At 37.1% G+C, this 15538-nt stretch carries 13 protein-coding genes and 2 pseudogenes; 8 read left to right on the top strand and 7 right to left on the bottom strand.

Features of this window, described 5'->3' with window-relative positions; translation table 11 throughout:
• Both efp and Q8L85_02710 read right to left on the bottom strand, forming a co-directional pair.
• Entirely contained in the window at nt 1–570 is a 570-nt protein-coding gene (gene efp / locus Q8L85_02715) for an elongation factor P (GenBank protein ID MDP1723594.1), read from the bottom strand.
• A 38-nt stretch (nt 571–608) separates the two neighbouring features.
• Entirely contained in the window at nt 609–1571 is a 963-nt protein-coding gene (locus tag Q8L85_02710; GenBank protein MDP1723593.1) for a class I fructose-bisphosphate aldolase, read from the bottom strand.
• Nucleotides 1572–1711: 140 nt separating this feature from the next.
• Between Q8L85_02710 and Q8L85_02705 the strand changes: the two genes are divergently transcribed.
• The 6 genes and pseudogenes from Q8L85_02705 to Q8L85_02680 all read left to right on the top strand — a co-directional run bounded on the left by Q8L85_02705 (nt 1712) and on the right by Q8L85_02680 (nt 7989).
• The gene (locus tag Q8L85_02705; protein MDP1723592.1) at nt 1712–3340 is read left to right on the top strand and encodes a transporter substrate-binding domain-containing protein; all 1629 of its coding nucleotides are present in this window, start codon (nt 1712–1714) and stop codon (nt 3338–3340) included.
• Between the two features lie 111 nt (nt 3341–3451).
• Nucleotides 3452–4009, top strand: a complete 558-nt coding sequence (locus tag Q8L85_02700; GenBank protein ID MDP1723591.1) for a J domain-containing protein — start codon at nt 3452–3454, stop codon at nt 4007–4009.
• Complete coding sequence (locus Q8L85_02695; GenBank protein MDP1723590.1) at nt 4006–4983, top strand: AAA family ATPase; 978 nt, start codon at nt 4006–4008, stop codon at nt 4981–4983. Before Q8L85_02700 ends, Q8L85_02695 begins: the two co-directional genes overlap by 4 nt.
• Nucleotides 4980–6800: a cobaltochelatase subunit CobT gene (locus tag Q8L85_02690; protein MDP1723589.1), complete on the top strand. Its 1821-nt coding sequence runs from the start codon at nt 4980–4982 to the stop codon at nt 6798–6800. Before Q8L85_02695 ends, Q8L85_02690 begins: the two co-directional genes overlap by 4 nt.
• Before the next feature lie 254 nt (nt 6801–7054).
• A complete protein-coding gene (locus tag Q8L85_02685) occupies nt 7055–7759 on the top strand; it encodes an IS6 family transposase (GenBank protein ID MDP1723588.1) in 705 nt (234 codons plus the stop codon).
• Between the two features lie 92 nt (nt 7760–7851).
• Nucleotides 7852–7989: pseudogene (locus tag Q8L85_02680) on the top strand (tyrosine-type recombinase/integrase).
• A 107-nt stretch (nt 7990–8096) separates the two neighbouring features.
• On the opposite strand, the gene Q8L85_02675 reads toward Q8L85_02680, so the two are convergent.
• The gene (locus Q8L85_02675; protein ID MDP1723587.1) at nt 8097–11096 is read right to left on the bottom strand and encodes a Tn3 family transposase; all 3000 of its coding nucleotides are present in this window, start codon (nt 11094–11096) and stop codon (nt 8097–8099) included.
• A 178-nt stretch (nt 11097–11274) separates the two neighbouring features.
• Between Q8L85_02675 and Q8L85_02670 the strand changes: the two genes are divergently transcribed.
• On the top strand, nt 11275–11832 hold the full coding sequence (locus tag Q8L85_02670) for a recombinase family protein (protein MDP1723586.1): 558 nt from the start codon (nt 11275–11277) through the stop codon (nt 11830–11832).
• 395 nt (nt 11833–12227) lie between these two features.
• A pseudogene (locus tag Q8L85_02665) lies at nt 12228–12554 on the top strand (tyrosine-type recombinase/integrase).
• 55 nt (nt 12555–12609) lie between these two features.
• On the opposite strand, the gene Q8L85_02660 reads toward Q8L85_02665, so the two are convergent.
• The 4 genes from Q8L85_02660 to Q8L85_02645 form a co-directional block, all read right to left on the bottom strand.
• Nucleotides 12610–13011 carry a GtrA family protein gene (locus tag Q8L85_02660; GenBank protein MDP1723585.1) on the bottom strand — a complete coding sequence of 134 codons (402 nt, stop codon included), beginning with the start codon at nt 13009–13011 and terminating at the stop codon, nt 12610–12612.
• Nucleotides 13008–14294 carry an NAD(P)/FAD-dependent oxidoreductase gene (locus tag Q8L85_02655; GenBank protein ID MDP1723584.1) on the bottom strand — a complete coding sequence of 429 codons (1287 nt, stop codon included), beginning with the start codon at nt 14292–14294 and terminating at the stop codon, nt 13008–13010. The genes Q8L85_02660 and Q8L85_02655 overlap by 4 nt, the downstream gene beginning before the upstream one ends.
• Before the next feature lie 2 nt (nt 14295–14296).
• Entirely contained in the window at nt 14297–15247 is a 951-nt protein-coding gene (locus tag Q8L85_02650) for an NAD-dependent epimerase/dehydratase family protein (GenBank protein ID MDP1723583.1), read from the bottom strand.
• Nucleotides 15240–15538: hypothetical protein (locus Q8L85_02645; protein ID MDP1723582.1), on the bottom strand; the 299-nt coding region annotated here is incomplete at its 5' end. The genes Q8L85_02645 and Q8L85_02650, both read right to left, overlap by 8 nt.

The following is a 15538-nucleotide window of genomic DNA, read 5'->3' as shown; positions in this document are numbered from 1 at the left end:
TTAATCTTTTGCTCTCTCTACATATTCACGATCGGCAATATTGACGACAATGCGCACACCTGAACCAATATGCGGCGGTACCATAACACGAACGCCATTGGTTAAAATAGCAGGCTTATAGGACGAAGTTGCTGTTTGACCCTTAACAACAGGGTCAGCTTCTGCAATTTCCATGATGATTGTTGTTGGCAAAGTAACGCCAACGGGCGCGCCTTGATAAGAAGAAACAGAAACAACCATACCTTCTGTAAGAAAATCAACCTGATCACCAATAAGATCTTTGGATAAAGTAACTTGTTCGTAAGTTTCTTGATCCATAAAGGTTAAATGTTCGCCGTCTTCAAAAAGATATTGGTATTCAGTTTCATCTAAACGCACACGTTCTAAACTTTCATCCGTTCTGAAACGTTCGTTTAATTTCGTGGCTGATTGAATATCTTTAAGTTCCGCTTGCATATAAGCTGGACCTTTACCAGGCTTCACATGTTGTGTTTTAACAACAACCAGCAACCGGTTTTTAAAATTTACAATAATGCCGGGACGTAATTCACCGCCGCTGATTTTTTCCATGTTTTGTCCTTCTTAACTACATCGTTTGACTGGGAAGATTACCAATTTCCGCGTTCAACTGCAACTAAAGATTCATTTTTTTCTAAATAAATCGATATAACTTTATCTAAAAGTGCGAGCGCTTGATCACGTGGTCTTTGGAAAGAGTTGCGACCAATAATAGATCCTGTACCACCGCCCAATTTAATAGAACTAATTTCTTCAAGTATTTGTTCATCGGTTTTAGCATCACCGCCTGAAAAAACAACAAGACGTTTCCCATTAAAACAACATTTAACAACATGACGAATACGCTCTGCCAAAGTTGAAATAGGAATATGTTCTTTTTCGTAAACTTTTTTGGCAGCACTCAATTCTAAATGCTCGGTAGGCGGTTTTACTTTAATGATATGAGCGCCAAGTAATGCTGCCATATGGGCGGCATAAGCAATAACATCAATGGCTGTTTCACCAGCTTTTGAAATTTCATCGCCGCGTGCATAAGACCAAATAACCACTGCAAGACCACAATCTTTTGCTTCTCTGCTAAGTTCTTTTATTTCTTCCATCATCCCATAAGCCGCAGGCGATCCTGGATAAATCGTAAATCCAATGGCTGAACAACCAAGCTTTAAAGCATCTTCAACGCTTGCTGTAATGGCTTGTGTTTGTGCTTCTTCACTAGGATGAAGGGAATTTGCACTATTCATTTTTAAAATGGTTGGGATAGCACCTGCAAAACGATCAGCACCCACTTCAAGCATGCCTAAAGGGGCTGCATAAGCTGAAAGACCAGCATCGATTGCTAATTGATAGTGATAATAGGGATCATAGGCAAAAGGATTAGCCGCAAAGCTTCGCGCTGGACCATGCTCAAAACCTTGATCTACCGGTAAAATGACTAAATGTCCAGTGCCTGCCAATTTGCCATGCATAAGCAATCGCGCTAAATTTGTTTTTGTGCCGGGATTATCACTTTCGTAATGAGATAATATAGCTTTGACGCGTTCTGTTAGATACATAGGTATTTCTCCGTGGTGTTTCTCTATCACTATTTTTCACATCTTATCAAATTTTGCATGAACATCAATTTGATATTTGGTATCATCAAAAAAAAGACATATGCTTATAATAGCAAATATTGTTATCTTGAGGGAACACCATGAAACGCTTTGACTTTATGTCAGATAAAAAAATAATTGTTTTTTATTTACTTTTTTTATTTAACCTATTTTTTATCGATGCTTTTGCAACTGATGTTGCCGTTGCACTCCCTGAACAACCTAATGCGATGCAGCGTACAGACACACAACTAAAAAATGGATGGTATCCATGGGATCCTTATCAATATGTTGAAGGCGGCGAAGGCTTTAAAACCCTTACAGGACTTGATGTTCAGCTTGTTAAAGCAATAGCCAAAAAAGCTGGCTATAATGTCTTTTATGAAGAAGTAAGTTGGAAGCAACATCTTGATGATATAAAAACAGGAAAGAGAGATTTCGCAGCAGGCGCCACTTGGACAGAAGAACGCGCTGAATTTGCTTATTATTCAACACCTTATAGACGGGAAGAAAATTCACTTTACGTAAGACGTGGAGAACTTTCAAAATACAATTTTGGTGACGTCCAAAAATCCTTAGACAGCATTAAAGAAAAAAATCTTCGTGTAAGTGTCGTCGATGGTTTTATTTATGCAGATCCACGTATTAATGAATTTATTAAAAATCCAGAAAATCAAAAGAATATTACTAAAACTGCCAATGATATGGAAAGTCTTGAAAACTTACTTAATGGTAATGTTGATGCGTTTTTTGCTGATCGATTAGTCACTTCAACAATTGCTTGGCGTATGGGCAGTAGAGATAAAATAGAAGAACAATATTTAGGTGTTGGCGTTGACATTCATCTTGTTTTTAGCAAAAAATCAACAACACCAAAAATTGTCGAAGAATTCAATAAAGCTATTACAGAAATAAAAAAATCTGGTGAATATGGCCATATTATTAAAGGTTATTTATTACCTGTTTTATTGCTTCAAACAATTGATCGTCCATGGTTTCTTATCATTGATATTATCGGAACAATTGCCTTTGCACTCTCGGGATTAATCGTCGCTTATCATGAAAGAACAACATTATTTGGCGCTTTAATCTTTGCAGCGCTTCCATCGGTTGGAGGTGGTATTTTACGTGATATTATAGTAGATCGAAAACCGATTGGCATTTTAAGCAATCCTATTTATGCCATCCTTATTTTATCTGTTGTGATTATAGGGTATTTATTTACGCATTTTATATATCCTTACGTAGTCCGAAAATTTATGAATCATACTGACAATAGCCCTCAGCCTAAACAAAAGATTGGCATTTCGACGGCAGACCGATTTTTAGTTATTTTCGATGCGTTAGGGCAAGCAGCTTTTACGGTTTCAGGTGTTGTTGTTGCAGTCGTGACTAAAAGTGATCCATTATGGATATGGGGCCCAGCTTTCGGTGCATTAACAGGAGCAGGCGGCGGTATATTAAGAGATCTTTTACGATCCGATAATTATATTTATGCATTAAAAGGTGCATTTTATGCTGAAGTATCACTCATTTGGGGCTTTATTATGGCGATATTCTTGATATGGCAGGAAGAACGCGCTGATCCAAATTTCATTTTTTACCTAGTCGTCATTTCAGTTATTGGGTGTTTCTTCACACGTATTCTTACAATGCGCTTGAATTTCCACGGTGCAATGTTTGGAGAACCTTTAAGACGACATTTAGAAACGAAAAAAACTAAAGAATAACATACGTACATACATTTTTATAAGAAGAATGCTTTTTTGATTTTTATCGTCTCCAGAAGTATTGCTGATTTTTTCAACAAACGTTAAGATATAAAAGTTGGAGAATGAGCCATGGCGCAAACAAAAAAAATCGAAGTCAATTTAAAATATTTTATTTTGAATGACCCTAAATCTAACGATTCTGAAAAATTATGTGATTTTCCAGGCTGTCATGGCATTGGTAAATTTAAAGCACCTCAATCAAAACAAACGTTACAACAATATTATTGGTTCTGTATGCCGCATATTCGTGATTATAATGCTAAATGGGATTATTATGCAGGTATGAACATGAACCAAATTGAAGCTCATTTAAAAGAAGATGCTGTCCTTCAAAAACCAACTTGGCCTTTTGGATCGCATGGAAAATTAAATCCTTCCGATTATAATCATGATCCAATTATGATTAAGCTCCCTGAAAATATCAAACAATCGTTGATTGTTCTTAATCTTCATTTTCCTTTTGCGCTTGATAAATTACGTCAAACATATAAAGATCTTGTGAAGAAATATCACCCCGATTTAATGGGGGCAACAGACGAAAATATCGAAAAATTGAAACAAGTGAATAATGCTTATGCATTATTACGCGATTATCTCGTTCAACAAGGAAAGACGCGGCAATCATGAACCCTATTTTAGCGCATTCTTTAGATCAACCCGATATTCGGATCTCGGTTCGTCAAAGCTTTGGTTTTGATTGTGATTGGAGTGTCCCTGCTTTTAGTCAAACAAGCGAATTTGTACCCGATATTGATCCTGTCTATCGCTTCGATCCAGAAACAACCTTGGCAATTTTAGCAGGTTTTGCGTTCAATCGACGCATTCTGATTCAAGGCTATCACGGTACAGGTAAGTCCACGCATATTGAACAAGTGGCGGCACGTCTTAATTGGCCTTGTGTACGCATCAATTTGGATAGTCATATCAGCAGACTTGATCTTGTGGGACGCGATACAATCGTTTTGAATGAAGGCAAGCAAGTAACGGAATTTCAAGAAGGTATTTTACCTTGGTCATTGCAAAATCCAGTAGCCCTTGTATTTGACGAATATGATGCTGGACGACCAGACGTTATGCTTGTGATTCAGCGCGTGCTTGAAACTGAAGGCAAGATGACAATTTTAGAACAAAACCGGGTTGTGAAACCGCATCCAGCTTTTAGGCTTTTTGCAACAGCCAATACAATTGGTTTGGGAGATACAACAGGTCTATATCATGGGACGCAACAATTGAATCAAGGACAACTTGATCGTTGGAACATTATTGTGTCACTAAATTATTTAAGTCATCAAGAGGAAATGGATATCGTTTTAGCACGTGTACCTAGTTACGATACTGACAAAGGGCGTGAAAAAATTAAATCCATGGTATCGGTTGCGCAATTAACCCGAACTGGTTTTATTGCAGGTGATATCTCAACGGTGATGTCACCAAGAACGGTAATTACTTGGGCTGAAAACACTGAAATATTTAAGGATATCGCTTATGGATTCAGAGTTAGCTTTTTAAATCGTTGTGATGATATCGAAAAATCTATCATTGCAGAATATTTTCAACGTTGTTTTGGGCAAGAGCTCCAAGAAAGTATAATTGCTAAATGACGAAAAAAGAGGATCCTCAGCAAGAATTTAAGCAAATTATATCAGCAGCTTATAGGGCTGTTTCTGGGGATCATCTTGCTAAAATTGAATTCACCAAAGACAATTTTCATTTGATGCGCAGGCAAGGTCATCTTCAAGGCCGCGTTTATGCGCCAAGCACTTCTGAAAATTTAAACGAAATCACCCTAAGTCGTGGTGAAGCTGACGCTGCAGCTTTATGGTTAAAGCACCATAATAAGGATGAACATCTTCAATTAAGACCAAAAGAAGATCGCGCATCCTCGCTTTTTGATGCCTTAGAAGTTTTACGTGTTTCAGCCATTGGTGCACAAAATTACAAAGGCATTGCCCATAATATACACGAAGCATTAACGCATAGCGTTGACATTCGTCAGATAGAGCCTATTAAAAACCCTGAAACACTCATTGAATCGCTTAGGCTTTTATTGTGGGAAAAAGTAACGGGCTTAAAACCAGAAGCAAAGACCTATCCTATTGTAAAATTATGGGAAACAGAATTACGTCAGCATTATGGAAATTATTTTCAAAAATTATCAGCTGAAATTAAAGATCAAGTAAAATTTGCTGAAATCGTTAAAGATTTTATTAAAATTTTGCCTTTAGAAGGTGATTTTACATCGCATTCAAATACTGATCCAGAAGAGGATTCTGAAAAAGATAAAGGCGGCAAGAAATCAAAATCAGGTCAAAAAGAACAGGATAAAAACAAAACATCCTCAGGTTATTCGCCTGCCCAAGGATTTGCACAACGCAAACAAGAATCGGGTGATGCAGGTCCCAGTAAAATTCTTGAACGATCGAGCATTTTTTCCCATCATGATAAAGCTCAAAGTGCCGAAAATCCTTTTTATCCCTTTTTTGAAGGTCACAAAGATCTTCAATATCAAATTTTTACAAGTGAATTTGATGAAATTATTCATGCTGAAGATCTTTGTTATCCAGAAGAATTAACACGACTTAGGCATTTGCTTGATCAACAATTAGATCAATTGTCTTTACGTATTACACGTCTTGCCAATCGGTTGCAGCGACGATTATTGGCCAAACAAGCACGATCTTGGGATTGTAATTTAGAAGAAGGATTTTTGGACAGTCAACGATTACATCGTGTGATTACGAATCCATTGTCACCGCGAGCATACCGTAAAGAAAAAGAAGCGCCTTTTAAAGATACAATTGTAACGTTACTCATTGATAATTCAGGATCAATGCGTGGTAAACCCATTGCCATTGCTGCAATGTGTGCAGATATCCTTGCACGCACACTTGAGCGTTGTGAAGTTAAAGTTGAAATTCTTGGCTATACAACTGTGAATTGGAAGGGTGGCAGATCACGTGAAAAATGGATTCGTGAAGGAAAGCAAGATTACCCGGGCCGTTTGAATGATTTACGTCATATTATTTATAAAGCAGCGGATGCACCTTGGCGACGTGCACGACGTTCCTTGGGTTTGATGTTGCGCGAAGGTTTACTTAAAGAAAACATTGATGGAGAAGCACTTCTTTGGGCTTATCAACGCCTTAGCCATCGCACAGAACAAAGACGCATTTTGATTGTTATATCAGATGGTGCCCCCGTGGATGATTCAACTTTATCTGTCAATCCCGGTAATTATTTAGATCGTCATTTAACCGATTGCGCGAAATGGATCGAAAATAGATCGGATGTTGAACTTGTGGCGATTGGCATTGGTCACGATGTAACACGATCATATGCGCATGCATTAACCATTGTTGATGTTGAGCATCTGGGCAATGTATTGATTGAGAAAATCGAAGAATTACTGAAGGTTTAGATTTTTTCAGTGCTTATTAATTATAAAATTAAAATTTGACTTTTTTGCAACATCATTCTACGATTCGGTATCATTAATTTCAAATGAATGTTGTGTTTCCAATGAAAAAATTATCCATTATTTTTCTTTTGTCCCTCTGTTTTATCAAAAAGATTCATGCAGATATTCCCATAGAGCAAACTTTTGGTTCTGTCGCATCTGTTGAATGAGGAGTAAAAAAGGAATAAATTGTCTAAAACGAAAGGTCAATATAAATGCAGAATATATCATCAAAGCTGCTGTATCATTTTAAGGGATTTTGCTCCTCGCCTTCTGTAATCATGTTATTTGTGTATATGAAATGCAGATTTTCCTTAAGTTATCGTGAACTCGAGGAAATGATGTCTATAAGAGGCGCTAAGATTGATCATTCAACGTTACAAAGATGGGTTAAACGCTTTGTTTTTCTGATTGATAAACGCGTTAGAAAGCGTAAAAAGCCAGTCAATGGAAGCTGGAGAATGGATGAAACCTATATTAAATTAAATGGTAAATGGGTTTATTTTTATAGAGCTGTCGATAGTGAAGGAAATACAATTGATTTTCTTCTTAGGGCACGCCGAGACGCAGTAGCTGCTAAGGCATTTTTTAAAAAAGCATTTAAAGAAAACAAGGTACCTAAGAAGATTAATATTGATAAAAGCGCCAGCAACAAAGCCGCTTTAGAGTCATTCAACAAAGAAGCGCCTGAAGAAGAAAAAATAGAAATTAGACAAATCAAATATCTTAATAATCTTATAGAGCAAGATCATCGATTTGTTAAAAAACGAACCAAACCAACATTAGGATTTAAGAATTTTTATTCGGCTAAAGAAACAATCTCTGGTATTGAAAATATTCGTATGATTCAAAAAGGTCAGGTCATAGGACATGATTCTTCGTTATCAGCTTTTCAGAATTTTTGCACTCTAATGGCGTAGTGTATCAAAAAGAGGTGGATTGTTTATCTAATTTTACTTAACTCACACAGATGCGACAGAACCCATTTACGGTTCCACTACTCCCCTAACCCCTATATACAGGGGTTCGTGTGAGTGAATTCATAAAAATAAAAATTACAGATGTGGATTTTGAGGCCTGTCAAATTAGGATCAATCAAGGAAAAGGTAAAAAAGATAGAATAGTTCCGTTTCCATCAAGTTTTAAAGAAATAGGTATACAGCCAGTAAACATGTAAAAATAGCACATAAGGATTTTAAAACACCCCTTGAGACCATGCGTAGCAATGGTTTCCGACGATTTTTCGCTTCTCAATTTTCAATCAAAAATTTTTAGTTTTTTGATTCGCTCAGCATCCATTGGCTTGGCATCTAAATCAAGCACAAAATCCCCAAAACGCTTTATGTGACGCGTTAAATATGGGCTAAGTCGAGCCATATCCTCCATGGTAATGACGATACCATCTTTTTGTAGTCTATGAATTGTATCAGTCAGATCAATTATGTTATGTAAGATAACACAATTGCTAATGAGCAGATTGTATTTTATAGCTTTCTCCATTTCTTCGGGATCATTGCTGGAAACGATAACATCGCCTGCGAAGAAAACCCAAGAGCTTAGCTCATTGTATGCTTCTACTTTGTTGGTTGTGGCAGTAATAATTTCACGTAATTTTAGGTTCGAAAGGTATTCCAAAAGAAATATGGTTCTTATAACTCGGCCGAGTTCTTGAAATGCTTGATAAAGTTTGTTTTTCCGGCTGTATGTCCCAAGTTTCTTGAGCAATAGGGCTGAAGATATTTTTCCATATTTGATAGAGAGAACTACCTGAATTAGGTCCGGCCAATGGGTTTTAATGAGTTTCCAATCAATGCTCTCTGAAAAGAGCTTGTCGACATTCTTGTAAAGAATATCTGGGTTAGCTTTGTAAAAAATCAAATTTTTCCAGTTCCGTATACGTGGCATGAGCTTGATTCCAAGAAGATGGGCAAGACCAAACACAACAGTAGATTGGCCTTGTGTGTCAGCGTGAATGGTAGTCGGCTTGATGGTGGAGTCATTTTGTAAAAGTCCATCCAGAATAGCCACGGCTTCCCATAGGCCGCACCGCATAAAAGTAGAGAACATGGCCACGTAGGTGTCGGCGACATGATTATAACAAATGCCACCTTTGGACATGTAACGGAAATGAGATTCTGCTAAGATATTGTCCTCGTAAATATCGCGCAATGTTCCATCTGCTGCGCACCGACTCCCATCCCCCCATGCCTTGGTTATGGGGAAATCTTTTGTAAAATTAACAACGCGGTCTTTGGCTTTATTTAGGGAATTTATAGTGACGTGGCGTTGATTAATCCAAGATAGCATATGTGGCGTGACCTCTGTATCACTACGCACGTGTTTTGCTGTTTGAGTTGGCCCCATGCCAGTTCCATAACAAAAAGTGTTTATAATGTAGCGGTTTATTGGTTCCTCAAAACGAGCCTCTGATCCAGATAAGGGACCAAATTCAAAAGACCAGCCTGTAATGTGCTGAGTGGAACACAAAATGTCCAACAAAGTGCGTTCAGGCATGTTCTTTTTGATTTGTGCCACAAGCTCCAATGTTTTAGGAATTGGCTTCACTGTTGGTGTTTTTTTTAGGGATCCAACCCCATTATCATCAATAATAAAGTCTGAAAGGCTGGGGTAGAGATCATCAAAAGCTTTGGACTTATCAATCAACTCTTTTTTGAGATCCTCTATGAAATCGTCTCCATTAAAGGGCAGAATCGCTGATTCCTGCTCTTTTGCCAAAATCTCTTGGCATTCTCCTACGCTCAACAAGGACGTTCGGTAGTCCGAGAATGAATCCGCGCCCTCAATAAAAATATCACCAGATGTAAGCTCATATGACAAATAGGTGAAGACACACATTTCAAAGTAGCGACGCTTTAATTTATTGTTTTCAGATTTTCCCTCGTAAATCAATTTACGCCAGATATCTGAAATAAAATCCAAGGATAAGTCTGAAGGAGCTTTGATTGTTTCTGAACGTTTTTGACGATTGGATATTAAAAAATTAAGGGCATTTATGAGGTTGATTCTTTGGGTGCTGGAGCCAAATTGAATCGTTTCAGCAACGTCAAAGAGGGCAACGCGCTTTGATTTAAAATACTTCCAGAGGAGGGGATAGTGTTGGTTGCTGTGGCAAGCGATGATATGATCACATATTTTCATTAGTTCATCAACACCACCATTTTCTTTTATGGTGGAACTAACATTTTTAAAAAACATATCTTGATCTGATGAATCATCCTTAAACATCCCCAAAATACTATTGGCAAACAAGGCTATCTCCTGTGTTTGATCGGTTGCCTTTTCTCTTAATTTAGTGAGGTTAATTCGGGCACGTTTATGAACCGTAGCCATTGTTTTGCAAAATACCTCTGCCAGGTTATCCTTTGTCTTTTTTTGCGCATAATCAATCAGGCAAGCCATTAAGGTGTACCTTCTTGAATCATATATATCCGTTAGATTGCTTACATCTAATGATTTTGCCTCTTGTACAAATTGTAGATATTTTTGCTTTGATATATTCTTAAGACAGGAACTCATATTCCCAAGGGTATCTACCCAAGAATGATGGCAAATTTGCTCTTTGAAATCTTTTATTCGTGGGCTTTTGGGGGGCTCTTTTAGTGCCTGATAAAGAGAATATGTTTTGCCGTCAGGAACGACCATAAGTTCATCCAAGGTTGGTATTAATTTTTCATGAGTAAGAAGATTAAAAGTTTGTTGGAATAGAACCCTATTGGCTTTTGAACGCACATGACGAACCAGTCGACATAACGTGCTAAAAGCCGGTATTTCAAAGCGATTTATTTTGAGCTCTTCAATGACCACATTAATAATATCAGCGGGAAGATTGAGTGTTTGAGCAGCTTTATAGGCAGATTGAATTGCAAAACGCCTGGCAGATTTTGGACCTTTAAATCCCCATGGTGTCCATCCCAAGTATTGTCTGATAGATTGACGGTGCCTGTAGAGAGTTGTTGATTTTATAGATGGCAGCTGAAAATTATGCGGGGCAGCCAATTGTTTTCTTATGTAATTGACAATTATTTGTAGAACTTGTTCCAAATCAATGAAGAGTCCAAGATTTTGGAACGTTTTAAATTGTAAGGAAAAATGCAAGCGCAATTTGTTAGTTCGTACAGAACCTTGTATATAATCAAGCTCGTGTTTATTTAGCGAATAATTATCCGTCAATGTTTTTTGAGAAATAATCTGGGTGGCCTTTAAATTTGGATATGCTGTGCGATCGATAGAAGTCATGATTTTGTATCCCAAAAACACCTGATTGTGGAACGAATAAAAATTGTTGCAAATTTTATAAAAAAACAGTAAAACGAATATGCCAATACTAGTTCCAAAACTATTTCCCCAGAATATAAAAATTTTTATGTTTTAGGAACAGTTATTTATATACAAACCACACATGAGGAGATATTTGATGAAATTTGGTTATGCAAGGGTTTCAAAAAATGACCAAAGTCTGGACATTCAAATCCAAAAGCTGAATGAGATTGGATGCAATGAAGTTTTTAAAGAGAAAATTTCTGGAGCAAAAGATAATAGAACTGAACTGAATCGCCTAATTGAAAAACTGCGTCCAGGTGATATTGTGTACGTCGTACGCCTAGATCGATTAGGTAGAAGAATGATAAAACTGGTCGAATTAATTAATGACTTTAAAGCTAAAGGCGTAGAATTTGTATCGCTTGAGAATAACATTGATACAACGACACCATTGGGTATGATTCTTTTTAGCATGTGTGCTGCATTTTCAGAAATGGAACGAGAACTGATCCGCGAACGCGTAAAAGCTGGTCTTGATGCCGCCCATCAAAAAGGAAGAAAGGGAGGAAGGCCTAAATCCCTGACTCCAACAAAGCTGGAAACGATACTCTCCCTTAAAAAATCAGGAGAATTCTCTGTGAACCAAATCTGCACCATGGCAAACATTTCACGGTCCGTCTATTATAGGGCAATATCTGAAGCATCTGTATAAAAAAGTAAAAATCATAGAACACATAACGATGACAAGCGAATAATCTTAAAATCGTTGTTTATCAATGTCTTATGAGGCGTTTTTAATTCCCAATATCCTAGTTTTACACGTTTACTGGACTGATACAATTCATAGACTACAAAAAGATGGTATCATTATTACCATGGAAGATATGACTCGACTTAGCCCATATTTAACGCGTCACATAAAGCGTTTTGAGGATTTTGTGCTTGATTTAGATGCCAAGCCAATGGATGTTGAGCGAATCAAAAAACTAAAAATTTTTGATTGAAAATTGAGAAGCGAAAAATCGTCGGAAACCATTGCTACGCATGGTCTCAAGGGGTGTTTTAAAATCCTTATGTGCTATTTTTACATGTTTACTGGCTGTATATCAAATACTTGCCATTCATGCCTATTCTATGGCTCAAAAAGGGGCGATTTATCTTTTTGAATCCAGTCACAAAAAGTTGTATACAGATAGAGGAATCAGAAAAATACTTGCGAACTATGCAAAAGAGGCAGGTCTTCCTCAAGCAATCTCTCCACATAAACTAAGACATTTTTTATTCACGTGGCTCAAAAAACAAGGCATAGATGACGCTCTTATTCAGCCTTATTCTGGTCACGAAAGCAGACAATCCCTAGAGGTTTACTCAAAACTCTCTATCACAGATGCTCAAACTGGATATGAGAGTGTTATCAAAAAATTCCCAATTTAAGGTTATATTTTACCCAAGTGGCACTAAATAGCACAGATCTTACTACTGGGCCTTATTAACGGAATGACCAGCGCTTATGCCCTACATAACTTGTAAAAACCGGTATAATCACACCAACGGCATGGGAAATTTCATTTGCAAATAATGTAACACTCATGGCTGGAAAAACATAATAAGCTAAAACCATACTTACAACCCATGTTTGCACTAATGCAAACATATTTACTAAGATAAACAGAAGGATAGACCTATGCGTTGATTGTTTACTTTCCTTGAACACAAAAATTTTAGCAAGTATAAAGGCAGTAATCATTCCTGTGATATAAGCAAGAATCACCGCTGAAGAAAAATTCATCCATAAGTTATACAAAATTCTAGAAGAAAAATTGGCAGTCGCCGCTATTCCACCCGTTACCAAAAAAATTAAAAACTGGCGGGATACAAATTGTTGAATCATTTAGTCGCCTCTTTGGCCATATTTCTTCCAAAGGCAATACTTTCAGAAATTCCTCGATCTTCAGGATAATAATAAGACGTATCCGCCACCCATAATCCTTCAACAGGCAATGCAACTGGCGGTAACGTATTCAGATAACCTGGTTCACAAATTGGCTGCGCATAACGATAACGACTTGCACGCAAATCAATAAAATCTTTATCCTCAAGTGTAGGATTTATCTTTTTAAAATAAGTACGCACTTTGTCAAGAAAGGCTTGATCTGGCTCAGCAAATTTCGAATGCTCACCAGGCATATAAAATGGAACGTAAACGATATGATGGTCCAAGGGGCGCAAGTTAGTGTATTCAACCAAACCTGGTATATCCATATCTGGATCATTTGTATTAAGCCAAAAATTTTCAGTAAGAGCTTTTTTTAATTTAACAATAACGCATACAACCGCAATATTCTTTTTTGTTTTAAATTGGGTTAGAATGTCAGCAGGTAAATCTGGCATTATTCTAGGAACATAAGGTAAAGGAATTGTGCTAATTACTTTATCAAAAGGCACCATATTTCCGTTAACTTCAATTCCATACACTTTGGTGTCTTTAATAACAACTTTGCTCACGGGTGTTTTAAGACGAATTTCACCACCATTTGCTTCAATGTATTCTTGCATTGCTTTAAGTAAGGTTTCTGAACCTCCTTCAAGATAGCCCAATTTTTCCTTAAATAAATTATATCTAGATCTTCCTATGCGACGAATACGGCTCCATATCCAAGCTGCCGATAGATTGTTACTATAATCATAGAATTTATAATCGAATAATCTGCGCCACAAAGTTTCATAGGCTTCTTGTCCAACCCATCCTTTTATCCAGTCAATGGCATTAACATTGTCTAACGGTTTCCAACCATTACGCTTTGTACTTAAAAAAGCATGGAGACCGTAGCGAAATTTAGCAATTATACCCAATCCCTTAAATTTCAAAAGAGCTATAGGATTACCCCAAGGCTGCAATTTCCCCTGATACCAGTATCCCATTTTTGTTTCAACCCAATGCATCTTGTTAGCAATATTTAGTTCGCTAAGCATCTGCAGAAATCCATAATCAGAAATACAATGAAAATGATAATAACGTTCAATGGATAGACCGGAGAAATCAAACGCAGCTGTCATGCCGCCTATTCTGTCATCTGCTTCAAAAACGATGGGGTGATGGCCATCACGTGCTAATTGATAGGCTACAGCCAATCCCATTGGACCTGCTCCTAAGACAGCGATTTTTTGTTTCATATTTAAAACTCCAACACTATTTTGCTATAGGTTTGGTCATTAAAAGTTTCATAAATCGCTTTTGTAAAAGATGTATAAGGCACACCAAAAATTTGTGGCCAATCAATAACTTCAAATTCATCTTTTGCTGACAATGCCGCCAATTGCTGTGTCGTAAATGGAGGATTTTTGTCAAAGAGCGCCCAGATCCGAAGAAGCGCATAAAACATACTATAGGGAACTTTTGCGACCATTGCTTTTGCATTTGTGGCTTTTTTTATCTCACGAATCATATCAATGTAATCAATTTTTTCATGACCAGAGATATTATAAATACCATCAGAAATATCATTTTGAATGCAACTAATGATGATATTACAAAAATCACCTGCATAAAGTGGCTGACGCATGTAACGACCATGGCCAGGTATGGGGAAAATTGGCGTTTTTTTCATAAATCGAGAAAGCCATCCAAGATGTTTCCGATCGAACCAACCAAACATCAAAGTAGGACGTAATATAGGACATGAAATACCGCTAGATAACACAATTTTTTCTTGGTCTTTTTTTGTATTTGTATAGAAATCATCAGCCGAAGATTCAACAACAGAAGAGCTTATGTGAACCAGTTTTTTAATATTGTTAGATTTTATAGCATGTAAGATCAATCGTGTGGAATCCACATTATTGCGCACAAATTCTTGATATTCATTACCACCTATCTGCGCTTGCAGCATTACCACAACGTCAGCATCCTGAAAATGTCGTTCCCATGAACCAGCTTCAGCCAAATCTGCATATTCGGCTATAATATCTGGCTGAACCTGTTTGAGGATCGAAAGATTAGCACGATGTTTGTCAAGAACAACAATGTTGTTGTACCCTTTTGATTTCAAGCGTGCCACAAGATTCTGGCCCACAAGACCTGCACCACCTGGAAGAATGATTTTTTGATTGATTGATTTTTCAATCATTTATCTGCACTCTTTTTTGTATCTGACATTTTTCAAGACGCCCTTTATTTAACCGAGCGACACCAACAACATATTCACCTTTAAGAGATTTAGTATTTATAATCCTTGAAAATCCTGAATCTGTTGTGTTTGGTTGTCCAAAATGGTTATTAACATCCGCACGATTAATTTGTAATGCCTCAAAATAAAGAGGATCATCATTTTCTTTCGTTAATGTTACATATACTTTTTCAGGAACTATATTGTTCTCTCCTGATATAGTGTTCCATCCTGTAATGGAAAACATTTTAT

The sequence above is a fragment of the Alphaproteobacteria bacterium genome (genome assembly GCA_030680745.1).
Classification (GTDB): domain Bacteria; phylum Pseudomonadota; class Alphaproteobacteria; order JAUXUR01; family JAUXUR01; genus JAUXUR01.
The sequence above is the reverse complement of the archived record's forward strand: the minus strand, read 5'-3'. Positions and strand labels throughout refer to the sequence as shown.

Excerpts from the sequence above, each read along its gene's own strand:
- efp (MDP1723594.1), bottom strand. The coding sequence starts at position 570 with ATGGAAAAAATCAGCGGCGGTGAATTACGTCCCGGCATTATTGTAAAT.
- Q8L85_02710 (MDP1723593.1), bottom strand. The coding sequence starts at position 1,571 with ATGTATCTAACAGAACGCGTCAAAGCTATATTATCTCATTACGAAAGT.
- Q8L85_02705 (MDP1723592.1), top strand. The coding sequence starts at position 1,712 with ATGAAACGCTTTGACTTTATGTCAGATAAAAAAATAATTGTTTTTTAT.
- Q8L85_02700 (MDP1723591.1), top strand. The coding sequence starts at position 3,452 with ATGGCGCAAACAAAAAAAATCGAAGTCAATTTAAAATATTTTATTTTG.
- Q8L85_02695 (MDP1723590.1), top strand. The coding sequence starts at position 4,006 with ATGAACCCTATTTTAGCGCATTCTTTAGATCAACCCGATATTCGGATC.
- Q8L85_02690 (MDP1723589.1), top strand. The coding sequence starts at position 4,980 with ATGACGAAAAAAGAGGATCCTCAGCAAGAATTTAAGCAAATTATATCA.
- Q8L85_02685 (MDP1723588.1), top strand. The coding sequence starts at position 7,055 with ATGCAGAATATATCATCAAAGCTGCTGTATCATTTTAAGGGATTTTGC.
- Q8L85_02675 (MDP1723587.1), bottom strand. The coding sequence starts at position 11,096 with ATGACTTCTATCGATCGCACAGCATATCCAAATTTAAAGGCCACCCAG.
- Q8L85_02670 (MDP1723586.1), top strand. The coding sequence starts at position 11,275 with ATGAAATTTGGTTATGCAAGGGTTTCAAAAAATGACCAAAGTCTGGAC.
- Q8L85_02660 (MDP1723585.1), bottom strand. The coding sequence starts at position 13,011 with ATGATTCAACAATTTGTATCCCGCCAGTTTTTAATTTTTTTGGTAACG.
- Q8L85_02655 (MDP1723584.1), bottom strand. The coding sequence starts at position 14,294 with ATGAAACAAAAAATCGCTGTCTTAGGAGCAGGTCCAATGGGATTGGCT.
- Q8L85_02650 (MDP1723583.1), bottom strand. The coding sequence starts at position 15,247 with ATGATTGAAAAATCAATCAATCAAAAAATCATTCTTCCAGGTGGTGCA.